This is a genomic window from Actinomycetota bacterium (assembly GCA_041658565.1).
Taxonomy (GTDB): Bacteria; Actinomycetota; AC-67; order AC-67; family AC-67; genus JBAZZY01.
In genome coordinates, this window is the sequence record JBAZZY010000001.1 from 378,406 (window position 1) to 390,498 (window position 12,093).

A 12,093-nucleotide genomic window follows, 5' to 3' on the forward strand; every position below is an offset into this window, starting at 1 on the left:
ACCTACGCGAGCGGTTTCGGCACGAATGCCCCTCGCTTCACCACCGTTGCGCACAGATTCACGCCGTAGTGGTACGCGAGATCGATCTCGGAGTCCGCATCCAGAAGAACCAGGTCGCAGGCTGCCCCCCGACACAACTCCCCGATGCGACCTTCGCGCGCGAGCGCGGCGGCCGCGTGCCGCGTGACTCCAAGGATGGCCTCGGGAACCGACATCCCAAGGTGCATGGCGGCGAACGCAACCACGAGTTGGAGATTCTCCGAGTACGACGTCCCGGGATTGAAGTCGGTACTCAGCGCCACGCGAACACCTCGATCGATCAGCATCCGTGCCGGCGCAAACCGGCTCCCCGTCGCAAGCGATGCTCCGGGGAGCAACACGGCGATCGTGCCTGCCGCCGCCAAAGCGTCGGCGTCGCCTTCGCCGGCGCACTCCAAATGGTCGGCGCTGCACGCGCCGAGCGTCGCCGCAAGCGCGGTTCCACCGGACCGCTGGATCTGCTCGGCGTGGATCTTGACTCCAAGACCCGCGTCTCTTCCCGCACGCAGGACGCGCGCGCACTGCGCCGAGGTGAAAGCCCCCTCATCGCACCACGCGTCGACGAACTCGGCCTCTTCGTTCAGTGATTGGATCGTCGCGCACACTTCGTCGATGTAGTCGTCGGCGCTCCCCGTCGCGTCCGGAGGCATCACATGCGCACCCAGATACGTCGCAACTACTTCGACCGGATGATCCAGCGTCGCCGCAATTCGCAACAGGCGACGCTCGTGCTCGGGCGTGAGCCCGTACCCGCTCTTTGCCTCAACCGTGGTCACGCCGTGCGCCGCAAAACGATCCAGGCGCGCGCGCGCCAGATCACGCAATTCCTCGTCGGTCGCCGCGCGCGTCGCCGCAACCGTCGCGGTGATTCCCCCCGCCGAATACGCCCTGCCCTCCAGGTGCGCGACGAACTCCTCCGATCGATCTCCCGCGAACACCAGATGCGTGTGGCAATCGACGAGTCCGGGCAGAACGACCCGCCCGCCGGCGTCTATCTCGGCTGCGTGCGGCGCGATCTCCACCGCATCACTCAGATCGCGCTCAACGCCGATCCAGATGATCTCACCGTTCCTCGCGGCAAGCGCTCCGTTCTCGATCACGCCGAGCGGACCCTCCCCCAGGCCGGGAGAGCACGTAACCAGGCGGCGCGCGCCGGTCAAGACGGAGTCTGCGAGCATCACGGCGACATCGGGATCCGCACCCCGCGCTCGTGCGCGACTTCGATCGCGCGTTCATACCCCGCGTCGGCGTGGCGCATCACTCCGGTACCGGGATCGTTTGTCAGCACGCGTTCTACGCGCCGCGCGCCGTCGGCCGTTCCGTCCGCCACCACGACGACTCCCGCATGGATCGACTTGCCGATACCCACGCCACCGCCGTGATGCACGCTCACCCACGACGCACCGCTCGCGGTGTTCAGCAACGCATTCAGTATCGGCCAGTCCGCGATCGCGTCGGAGCCGTCGCGCATGCCTTCGGTCTCGCGGTACGGCGACGCCACCGACCCGGAGTCCAGGTGATCGCGGCCGATCACGATCGGCGCGCGCACCTCGCCGCGCGCCACCAAGTCGTTGAACGCAAGACCGGCACGATCGCGCTCGCCGAAGCCGAGCCAGCAGATCCGGGCCGGCAGACCCTGTGCGGGGACACGGGCGCGCGCCAGCCGCAGCCACCGCTGCAAACCCTCGTCGTCGGGGAACAGCTCGGCGACCGCGCGGTCGGTCGCTGCGATGTCGGCGGGATCTCCCGACAGCGCAACCCAACGAAACGGGCCCTTTCCCTCGCAAAACAGCGGCCGGATGTAGGCGGGGACGAAGCCCGGATAGGCGAACGCATCGACGAATCCGCCGGCCTTTGCTTCCCCGCGCAAGTTGTTGCCGTAGTCGAACACCTGGGCACCCGAGCGCATCATCGCCACCATCGCCTCGCACTGCGCAGCCATCGAGACGCGCGCGCGCCGCACGTACCCCTCGGGATCGCGCATGCGCAGATCCGGCGAGTCCTCCGCCGAGCACCCGCTCGGGATGTAGCCGTTCAGCGGATCGTGCGCGCTGGTTTGGTCGGTGACGACATCGGGGCCGAAGTCGCTGCGCGCGATCTCGGGGAACACATCGGCCGCGTTTGCGCACAGTGCAATCGAGATCGCCTCACCGTCCGCTCGCGCGCGCTGCGCGCGCGCGAGCGCTGCCTCGAGTGATTCAACCGTCTCGTCTACGTACCCCGCTCGCAAACGCCGCTCAATCCTGCGTGGATCCACCTCGACGCACAGCGCCACTCCTTCGTTCATCGTGACCGCCATCGGTTGCGCGCCGCCCATCCCGCCAAGCCCAGCCGTCAGCACCACCCGCCCGCGAAGCGAACCGCCGAAGTGCGCGCGCGCGACCGCACCGAAGGTCTCGTAGGTTCCCTGCAGAATCCCCTGCGTCCCGATATAGATCCAGGACCCCGCCGTCATCTGCCCGTACATCGTTAAGCCGGCAGCATCGAGTTCCCAGAACTTCTCCCATGTCGCCCACTCCGGCACGAGCATCGCGTTAGAGATCAGCACCCGCGGCGCGAAAGGATGTGTTCGAAAGACGCCCACAGGCTTTCCCGACTGAACCAGCAATGTCTCGTCGTTCTCAAGGGCGCGCAACTCACGCATGATCGCCGCAAGCGCTTCGTGGTTGCGCGCCGCCTTGCCGCTCCCGCCGTAGACGACCAAGTCCTCCGGCCGCTCGGCAACCTCCGGATCGAGGTTGTTGCACAGCATCCGCAGCGCCGCCTCCTGATGCCATCCCTTGCACGAAAGGACGGAGCCCCGGGCGGCTCGGATTCCGCTCACGGCACTTGCCAGACCTGCGGACCGATTACCGACTCCGCCGCGCGCACCAGCGTCCCGTCGCGCACCAGCCTCGTAACCGCTGCGATGTCCGGTGAAAGAGGTCGGTCCGACGTGAGCGTGGGAACCTCGGCACGAACCGCGGCGGCGACGGCGCGCGCAGCCTCGCTCGCCTGAAGCGGCGCGCGCTGGTCGAATGCCTGCACCGCACACAAAGCTTCGATAGCTATCACCGTTGCCACGTTCGACAGGGCGCGCCGGAGTTTGCGTCCTGCGTCCCACCCCATGCTCACGTGATCCTCGGTCGAACCCGAAGTCGGAATGGAATCCACGCTCGCCGGAACCGCCAAGCGCTTGCATTCCGACACCATCGCGGCCTGCGTGTACTGCGCCAGCATGAGCCCCGAATTCACTCCTGCCTCGGGCACCAAGAACGGCGGGAGCCCATTGGAGTGCGCCGGATCGAGCATCCGATCGGTGCGCCGCTCCGCAATGCTTCCAATCTCCGACGCCGCGATCGCCAGCAGGTCGAGCGCGAAAGCGAGCGGCTCACCGTGGAAGTTCCCTGCGGACTCGACCGTGCCGGTCTCGTGCAGCACGACAGGGTTGTCCACCTCGCTGGCGAGTTCAGCCTCAATCACTCGCATCGCGTGCAACGCGCTGGAGCGACAGGCGCCGTGCACCTGCGGCGCACACCGAAGCGAGTACGCGTCATGCACCGCGTGCGACGTAGTCCGATGCGACGCGATCAGCGGCGAGTCTGCGGTCATGCGAGCGATGATGCGCGCGCTGCGCGCTTGACCGGCCTGCGGGCGCAAGGCATGGATCGCATCGGCGAACGGTCGGTCGGTCGCGAGCAAAGCCTGCACGCTCAATGCACACACGATATCCGCGGTTGTCACGAGCAGCGCGAAGTCGCGCAACGCCAGACACGACATCGCCAACATCCCCTCGGTGCCGTTGACGAGTGCCAGGCCTTCCTTTGCCGCCAAGCGGAAGGACGACTCCAGCCCGAAGCGCACCAGTTCATCCGCCGCAGGCACGCGCATTCCGTCAAGGAGCACTTCACCCTCACCAAGAAGTGCCAGCGCGCAGTGCGCGAGCGGAGCGAGGTCCCCGGATGCTCCGACGCTTCCGTACTCGGGCACGACCGGCGTGATGCCGGCGTTCAGCATCGCGACCATCCGCTCCACGACCACCGGGCGCGCGCCGGCATGTCCCGCAGCGAGGGTGCGCGCGCGCAACAGCATCATCGCGCGCACGATCTCGGGGTCTATCGGCTCCCCCGCCCCTGCCGCATGCGAACGCACGATCGCGTGCTGCAATTCGACGACGCGCGACGGCTCAATGTGAACCTGCGCCAGCGCACCGAAGCCCGTCGTGATCCCGTAAACCACTTCACGCCGCTCGATCACACCTTCGACAAGCGCGCGCGCCGGAGCCATGCGCGCGGCAACTCCCTCCCCCACCCCGACCTCGACGCGATCGCGCGCCACCGCGACCACCTGGTCGATCGTCAGCGGATCTCCGGTGAGAACAACCCTCATCGTGCCGCCACCCCCGCCGCGTAGTTCATGACCAGGGCTCCCGCAGTGCGGACGGTCACCTCGCCGACGTCGGCCGACGGATCCACCTCGGTGATGTCGATCCCGACTACCTGCGGCTCTTTGCCCAGCAAGAACGCGGCTTCCTCCAGGTGTGCCGGCGTCAGGCCTCCCGGCATCGCGGCCGGAGCGCCGGGAGCGAACGCGCGATCCAGGACGTCGATGTCGAAGTCGACCCATACGCGGCGCGCGCCGCCCAGCAATCGCAGCGCACCACGCACCGTCTTTGCGATGCCGTCGTCCCTCACGCGGTCGGACTTGATCACATGCACCTTGTGGTCGAGCGCCCAGCGCGCGTGCGCCTCGGCGTTGGCGAACCCGTGGATGCCGACCTGCACCACCGCGCGGATGCCTCCCTCGATCAACTGGCGCACCGGACACCCATTGGTGAGCCCGAGCGCAGGGTCGCGACAGTCGTGGTGCGCGTCGAAGGTGAGCAACCCGTCCGCGCGCGCCCCGCGCGCGGCCCCGACTGTGATCGAGTTGTCTCCGCCCAGAACGATCAGCGGCGAACGCGGCAACGCGGCCACCACCTCGGCGATCCGACGCTGCGTCTTCTCCACGTCGTCACCGTCGGGATCCACGTCCCCGGCATCCAGGACCGGCATCCCCTCCACAGAGACCGCACGATCCGACGACCAGACACTGAAACGCCCGAGCGCGCGGCGCACCGCCGCCGGCGCCATGTCACACGCCGCTCTCGAAATCGACGCCGCCGAAAAGGGTACCCCGAGCACAACCAAAGCGGGGTCCCCTTCTGGGCGCATTCCCAACCACTGCGCCGCGGTGGGAAAGTCCGGATCGTGAAAAGCCGGGGGCTCAACGGCCGGCGGCCTGTGAAGGAACGGAATACCGTCTACGTCCACAAGCCCATCCTACGGAACGCAACCCGGCCAAACACCACTCCCGGGAATCATTTCCACTGCTCCGCCGGTCCGCGTCACCTTGTCGAAGCGTTCCGGAAGAAGAGCCTTCAAACCATTCGCGCGGCCCTGCCTCAAGCACTAACATCGATCATGGAAATCACGAACGAACGAGGACGCCCGTGCCCCCAGAACCCCTAGGTGCCCTGATCATCGACCCCGTGGCGGCGCCCGAGCAGAGCGAGCGCGGAACGACCTGCGCGGATCTCCCCCCGGCGTCGGATCCGACTCTGGCCGACCGCGTCGCGGCGGCCAAGCAGACGCTCGGCGATCGCGTTGTCTTGCTCGGCCATCATTACCAACGCGAAGAGGTCATCCAGTTCGCCGACACGCGCGGCGACAGCTTCAAGCTCGCGCGCTACGCCGCGGATTCCGGTGCCCCCTACGTCGTGTTCCTCGGCGTGCACTTCATGGCCGAGTCGGCCGACATCCTGACCGGCGACGACGTTTCGGTGATCCTGCCCGACACCGCCGCCGGCTGCTCCATGGCAGACATGGCAGACATCGCCCAAGTCGAGGAGTGCTGGGCGATCTTGCAGGGCGTCGCGCCCGGCCGCGTGATGCCGCTGACGTACATGAACTCATCGGCCGACATTAAGGCGCTGACCGGCTTCCAGGGCGGCGCCGTTTGCACATCCTCCAACGCCGGCGCTGCGATGCGCTGGGCGTTCGAACAGCGCGAGAAGATCCTGTTCCTCCCCGACCAGCACCTCGGTCGCAACACCGCCGTGGCACTCGGCCTGACGCCGCAGGACTGCGCGGTATGGGACCCGCACCAGGACTTCGGCGGCCTAACGGAGGAGGAGATCGCGCGCGCCAAGGTCTTGCTGTGGCGCGGCCACTGTTCGGTGCATCAGCGGTTCGCACCGCAGATGGTCGACGAGGCGCGCGCGCGCATCCCCGGCGTCCGGGTAATCGTGCATCCGGAGTGCCGCCACGAAGTCGTAAAGATGGCCGACGAAGTCGGCTCGACCGAGCAGATCATCCGCGCGGTTTCGCAGTCACCGCCGGGTTCGAAGTGGGTTGTCGGCACCGAGTTGAATCTAGTTCACCGGCTCGGACTCGAACACCCCGACAAGACCGTCGCATTCCTGGATCGCACCGTCTGCTTCTGCGCGACGATGAATCGCATCGACCTGCCGCACCTTGCGTGGGTGATGGAGAACCTGGTCGAGGGCACCGTCGTGAACCGCATCCGCGTCGATCCAACCACCGCTCAGGGCGCACGCATCGCGCTCGAGCGCATGCTGGAAATCACGTAGTCCGCGCGAGCGCGGCGATCCTCACTTCGTGCGGAACGTGACTCGAGCGGTCACCCGCGGATTGAACACCCCATGGTCTGTCGCAACGAACTCGGCGTCCAAGACGTGCAATCCCGGGCCGATCTGCCCCACTTCGACAATCTCGTTCAGAACGAAGTCCGTTTCAGCCGTCAGCGTGACGACTTTGCTGTCGAGCGCCAGATGGATATACCCGGCGTTCGGCGCGATCGAGCCGGAGGACTCGCGAGCCAGGTGCGCGCCCGTCAACCCAAACTTCACGCGCACCTTCCCGTGAGGAACCAAGGACCCCTCCGACGGCGAGAGGAATCGCAGCTTCGCCATTGATTCCGGACGAGGGACCGCGGATGACGAAGACCCGCCCATATCGGAGTCCTTCATGATCGAGCCGTCCGGCATCCGATGCTCTCCGGGACCCGGTTCCCGCGACTCCGTATTCGTGCCGCACGCGCTCCCGGCGATCACGAGCACCGCCACCACTGCAGCCGAAACCAGTCTCTTCCTCAATGCGAACCTCGCGATCAGGCCGAGGGCTCGAAAGACGACAGCCCCTCTTGCAGGGCGTCCCACGAGAGCACGGCGCACTTGATGCGAACCGGGTACTTGACCACACCCTTGAGCGCGACCAAGTCGCCCAGGGTCTCCTCGTCCACGCCTTCGGTCTCCCCCGCCATCATGCGACGGAACCGCAGGACCAGCTCCTCGATCTCGGCCATCGGCTTGCCCTTGATGTAGTCGGTCAGCATCGAAGCCGAGGCCTGCGAGATCGAACACCCCTGCCCCTCGAACGCGGCATCCACCACGACCCCGTCGCGCACCTGGGCGTGAACGGTGATGTCGTCGCCGCACAAGGGGTTGTTGCGGTGAACGTCGATGTCGGACCCATCCAGCCCATGCTTGTTCCGCGGGGACCGGTAGTGGTCAAGGATTACTTCGCGATAAAGGTCGTCGAGAGACATGCCGGAAGGATATCGCAGCCTAGGAACCTGGACCCGCGGGCGCGCGCTAGACCGTCGCGCGACCCGCCCGGCACCGCGCGCGCACTTAGGCAATCCGGCGCAAGCGCGGCCCCCACCCCGCACGCCGGCTGTTCCCACCCGTTCTGGTGTCGGTTTGGCGACACATGGAGCCTGTCGCGAAATCGCCGTGACAGGCTCCCGGACGACGCCGGGGCTACACCAGAACGGCGGCAACACGCAGCGCCGGGTGGATCCTCCGAACGCGTGAGCTTCCGCCGGGCCGGGGAAGGTCAAGTCCGAGTGTTTAGAAGGGCAGGCCGCCGCCGGACATCGTGGTGCGCGCCCTCTCGACCGCGGCAACCAGGACGTCCACTTCCTCGATGGTGTTGTAGACCGAGAAACTCGCGCGCGTCGTCGCGGGGGCGCCGAGGCGGCGCATGAGCGGCTGAGCGCAATGGTGGCCGACGCGCACCGCGACACCGTCGGTGTCGACGATGGTTGCGAGGTCATGCGGGTGAACGTCGTCGAGCCAGAAGGAGACGGCGCCACCACGGTCTTCGGCGCGCTGCGCCATTCACCCTGGAGCCGTCGTCAGGCCCACACGGTGCCATCCACGGCAAGAAACCTGGAAGCGACACCACGGCAAGGTTAGTTCCGACGAGTAATGCACCTGCTCTCTTGACCGGCCTCCAATACGGCGACGTACGCCATCGGCGAACTGGCGATCACTTCACGGCCGCCTTGTACTCGCAGCAACACAGCGCGAACTCCGAGACACCCCTTGTCGGACAGCAGTTGTCGGCCTTCATCGGTAAGTCGCACCAGCAGAATCAGCGAGAGCGTTTCCTGATGTCCCGAACGAATCGGGATCGGGAGCAACCCCTCACGCCCACGGTCGATGAGTCGCTGCGCTTCGGCGTCCAGCGGACCGCTGCCGACACAGCCGCGCTTGCAGGTCGTGTAGCCGAGATAGTCGACAGCGACCCCGCGATCCGACCTGAATCTCACCGCTTCGACCTTCACCGCAGCAGGGACGTCGGTAGCCAACTGCACGGTCGTCACCATGTGTCCCGGGTATGGGGGAAGCCCTGGTAAGGCGGAGTTCGCCAGGAACTCCGCCTCCAACCCAGGACTCCCAGAAGAACACGCCCCCAACATGGCGACCCCTAAGAGCGCCGCGGCTATTGCTCGGAGCGTCGTCATCAACCTACGAGCCGCGATTCCAGCAACTGCCACCGGGTGGGCCGGGGTTGCCGGTGCCCCTGTCATCGTCGAACTCACAACTCCAACCCTCGTTTGCATAGCCCGTGGAGCCGAGTGCGTAGCGATACCACTTGTAGAAGTGAGTGTAGTCCGTCGTCGGCCGGAACCAGTGCCAGTCGCCCCACTTCGACGCCTTCGTATGCTTGGTCGAAGACGTGAAGGAGGTTGAGCCAAACGACTCCGGGAAGCTGATGTCCACCGTCACTCCGGAGCCGTACGAGTTGTCATTCGTTCGAAACAAACCGACCGAAGAGCCCGGCGTGAACTGCGCCCAGGAACCCCATGTGTTCGCCCTCACTTCGGTCGGCTTCTTGTAGTAGCCGGTGAGATCCCACGCGCAATCCGGAGCACACTCGGAGTCAGTGCCGCCATCGTACTGCTTGTTGAAGAGCGATTCGTGGGTCCAGTACACCTCGATGCACGGCAAAAGCGGGATCGGCAAACAGGACGCGTGGATGCCTTGCGCCCACCGCCAAGTGTCGTTGCCGAACTTCTTCTGGCGGCCATCGGCGTTGCCTTCTTGTCCGTTGGAAGTGCAGTTCGGGCCGTCATGTGGCAGTGACGGGTCCCAGCAATCGCTTCGAACCGGCCAGAAGGTGTCCTGGCTCGTGCCAAGGGTGCGGTCGGTATGCGACTGCACCGCAAACGGCCCCGCCTGATAACGGTAGCCATTCTGCCATCGCTGCGTGTCGGCGGCGTGCATCTCGAATCGACTCGTAGCCCCCTTGACGCGATGGGACGTCCCACGAAACGCCCGCTGTCCGGGCATGTCGTAGCCGTGCAAGTCCTGGGAAGGATCACCGGGTCCCAGCAATGCTGGGTCATCGCCTGAATCCACGTACACGCAATCCGGGCAGGAAGAACCACTGGAACTGGTTGAGGAGGCACTTGAGGGCCCATGGGGGCCATTAACTGCAAGGATGGCGTCTTGCGGGTCGTCGTAGACGTTCACTTCCGCGAGCGGCACCGACCCCCATTCGACCTTCACGCCTGCCGCGACATCGGCGAATTGCAAGCCGATGCCGATGACCGCCACACGAGCGCGCGTTGTCGAGCCGGGCAATAGTGAAGCGATCGCCAACTCAAACTGATTGCTGGTTGTTGCGGCCTGGGCGATCGCCGAACTGATCGTGACATCAACGTCGCCGACGCCGTTCGCGTTGCCGGAGACGAGATCAACAAAGCTGTTCTGCTGTGGTCCGCCGTATGTGTACAACGAGTAGAAACCGCCAGCAGCGGACGAGCCGAAGTGACCGACGACACGCACTTGCGCATTGCCGGTCACGGTAACCGTCGTTGAGACTGCCGCCGACGCTGGGCTGATCGGTCCAGCGACGACGACTCCGGCGGCCAGGATCGCGACGAGGGCGAGGTGTTTCACGGTTCCCCCCTATCAGAAGTTATCGCCTGATTGTTTGTTGCGGACTGCGAGTTCTTCAGCTGGCCTCACCCCCCGTCGGCGTCGCCGTCGTTGTCGTAGACCCTGAAGTCCCGCGTGCGCGCGGAGATCACCGCGAGGCGTTCGGGAGCCGCCTGAACCTGGCGCGGGCCAAAGGATCGCCACACCGCCGCTACACTCGATGCGTCGGCGCGCAGGATCGCCCCGAGCGCCGACGCCCCCAAGACCGATGGGATTATGGAATCAAGTGAAGAGAGAGAGAGAGAGAGAGAGAGAGATGCCCGGATGCGGCAATGCGGGGAGGTGCTACCTGACCGGGCTCCGAAGCGCCGACCAGAATCGATGAAACAGTTCGTCCACCCGTGAAGCGAGCCATTCGTGCCCCCCGCTCCCCGCGCCACCGATGTCGGTGAAGCGCTCCAACTTGCGAACGCGTTCGCCGACTGCGTTGGAGGGCAATGGCATTGATGCGGCATTCCGAAGCGAACGCACGCAAGCTATACCCACGCGCGGATGGGTGTCAAGGATCCCTTTGCGTTCGGGAGCGGGGGGCTCGCTAGAAGGGCAGGCCGCCGCCGGACATCGTCGCGCGCGACTTCTCGACCGCGGCAACCAGGACGTCCACTTCCTCGATGGTGTTGTAGACCGAGAAACTCGCGCGCGTCGTCGCGGGGACGCCGAGGCGGCGCATGAGCGGCTGAGCGCAATGGTGGCCGGCGCGCACCGCGACTCCCTCGGTGTCCACGATCGTCGCCAGGTCGTGCGGGTGAACGTCGTCGAGCCAGAAGGACACCACACCACCGCGGTCGGCGGCGTTCGGAGGGCCGAAGATCCGGATCCCTTCGATCGCACCGAGGGTTTTGAGCGCGTAGGCGGTCAGTTCCTTCTCGTGCGCGCGCACCTGGTCCATGCCGATCTCGGTGAGGTAATCCACCGCGGCGCCCAAACCGATCGACGGGGCGATGTTGGGGGTGCCGGCCTCGAACTTGTAGGGCACGTCGTTGTAGACGGCGCGATCCATCCAGACTTCCAGGATCATCTCGCCGCCACCAAGGAAGGGCGGCATCGCTTCGAGCAGTTCGGCGCGCGCCCATAATCCGCCCGATCCGGTGGGCCCGAGCATCTTGTGCCCGGAAAAGGCCAGGAAGTCCGCACCCAGCGCGCGCACGTCCGTCGGCAGGTGCGGCACACCCTGCGCTCCGTCGACGAGCAGCAGCGCGCCGACCGCATGCGCGGCTTCGGCGATGCGCGCGAGTGGTGGCATGGTGCCCAAAACGTTGGACATATGAGTGATGCACGCGAGTTTGGTTCGCTCGGTGATAAGCGACCCCATCGCGTCCATATCCAAGAACCCGTCGTCGGTGACCGGCCACGAACGCAGAGTCGCGCCGGTGGCGGCGCACGCCATCTGCCACGGAATCAAGTCCGAGTGGTGCTCCATCTCGGTGACCAGAACTTCATCGCCCGGTCCAAGGTTCGCGCGCGCCCACGTGTACGCGACGAGGTTGATCGCCTCGGTGCAGGACTTGGTGAACACGATCTCGGACGAAGTCTGCGCGCCTATGAAAGCCGCCACTTTGGTGCGCGCGCCTTCGTAGGCAGCGGTCGCTTCCTCGGCAAGCTCGTAGACACCGCGATGCACGTTGGCGTTATGCAGTTCGTAGTAGCGGGAAATGGAATCGATGACGGCGCGCGGCTTCTGCGAAGTCGCGGCGCTGTCCAGGTACACCAACGGCTTGTCGCCGTGGACGCGCCGCTCCAGAATCGGGAAGTCCTTGCGGATGACCTTGGGATCAAACATGACG

11 protein-coding genes and 1 pseudogene are annotated in these 12,093 nt (G+C 65.9%); 1 reads left to right on the forward strand and 11 read right to left on the reverse strand.

The window, feature by feature from the left end:
• Positions 1 to 2: 2 nt before the first annotated feature.
• The 4 genes from hutI to WDA27_01970 are packed head-to-tail and all read right to left on the reverse strand — an operon-like array spanning position 3 to position 5,330.
• Positions 3 to 1,217, reverse strand: coding sequence for an imidazolonepropionase (gene hutI / locus WDA27_01955; protein ID MFA5889711.1), 1,215 nt, complete (start codon positions 1,215 to 1,217; stop codon positions 3 to 5).
• On the reverse strand, positions 1,217 to 2,863 hold the full coding sequence (gene hutU / locus WDA27_01960) for a urocanate hydratase (GenBank protein ID MFA5889712.1): 1,647 nt from the start codon (positions 2,861 to 2,863) through the stop codon (positions 1,217 to 1,219). The genes hutI and hutU overlap by 1 nt, the downstream gene beginning before the upstream one ends.
• The gene (hutH, locus tag WDA27_01965; protein MFA5889713.1) at positions 2,860 to 4,407 is read right to left on the reverse strand and encodes a histidine ammonia-lyase; all 1,548 of its coding nucleotides are present in this window, start codon (positions 4,405 to 4,407) and stop codon (positions 2,860 to 2,862) included. Before hutH ends, hutU begins: the two co-directional genes overlap by 4 nt.
• Positions 4,404 to 5,330, reverse strand: coding sequence for an arginase family protein (locus WDA27_01970; GenBank protein MFA5889714.1), 927 nt, complete (start codon positions 5,328 to 5,330; stop codon positions 4,404 to 4,406). The genes hutH and WDA27_01970 overlap by 4 nt, the downstream gene beginning before the upstream one ends.
• A gap of 179 nt (positions 5,331 to 5,509) precedes the next feature.
• Here WDA27_01970 and nadA point away from each other — a divergent pair, with 179 nt between their 5' ends.
• Complete coding sequence (nadA, locus tag WDA27_01975; GenBank protein ID MFA5889715.1) at positions 5,510 to 6,649, forward strand: quinolinate synthase NadA; 1,140 nt, start codon at positions 5,510 to 5,512, stop codon at positions 6,647 to 6,649.
• Between the two features lie 21 nt (positions 6,650 to 6,670).
• Here the strand turns inward: nadA and WDA27_01980 are convergent, their stop codons facing one another.
• The 7 genes and pseudogenes from WDA27_01980 to WDA27_02010 all read right to left on the reverse strand — a co-directional run bounded on the left by WDA27_01980 (position 6,671) and on the right by WDA27_02010 (position 12,089).
• Positions 6,671 to 7,174 carry a hypothetical protein gene (locus WDA27_01980; protein MFA5889716.1) on the reverse strand — a complete coding sequence of 168 codons (504 nt, stop codon included), beginning with the start codon at positions 7,172 to 7,174 and terminating at the stop codon, positions 6,671 to 6,673.
• A gap of 14 nt (positions 7,175 to 7,188) precedes the next feature.
• On the reverse strand, positions 7,189 to 7,626 hold the full coding sequence (locus tag WDA27_01985) for an SUF system NifU family Fe-S cluster assembly protein (protein ID MFA5889717.1): 438 nt from the start codon (positions 7,624 to 7,626) through the stop codon (positions 7,189 to 7,191).
• 304 nt (positions 7,627 to 7,930) lie between these two features.
• A pseudogene (locus WDA27_01990) lies at positions 7,931 to 8,182 on the reverse strand (aminotransferase class V-fold PLP-dependent enzyme).
• 92 nt (positions 8,183 to 8,274) lie between these two features.
• Complete coding sequence (locus WDA27_01995) at positions 8,275 to 8,691, reverse strand: hypothetical protein (protein MFA5889718.1); 417 nt, start codon at positions 8,689 to 8,691, stop codon at positions 8,275 to 8,277.
• Positions 8,692 to 8,833: 142 nt separating this feature from the next.
• Positions 8,834 to 10,270: a hypothetical protein gene (locus WDA27_02000; GenBank protein ID MFA5889719.1), complete on the reverse strand. Its 1,437-nt coding sequence runs from the start codon at positions 10,268 to 10,270 to the stop codon at positions 8,834 to 8,836.
• A gap of 65 nt (positions 10,271 to 10,335) precedes the next feature.
• A complete protein-coding gene (locus tag WDA27_02005; GenBank protein ID MFA5889720.1) occupies positions 10,336 to 10,512 on the reverse strand; it encodes a hypothetical protein in 177 nt (58 codons plus the stop codon).
• A 332-nt stretch (positions 10,513 to 10,844) separates the two neighbouring features.
• Positions 10,845 to 12,089, reverse strand: coding sequence for a cysteine desulfurase (locus WDA27_02010; protein ID MFA5889721.1), 1,245 nt, complete (start codon positions 12,087 to 12,089; stop codon positions 10,845 to 10,847).
• Positions 12,090 to 12,093: the final 4 nt, after the last annotated feature.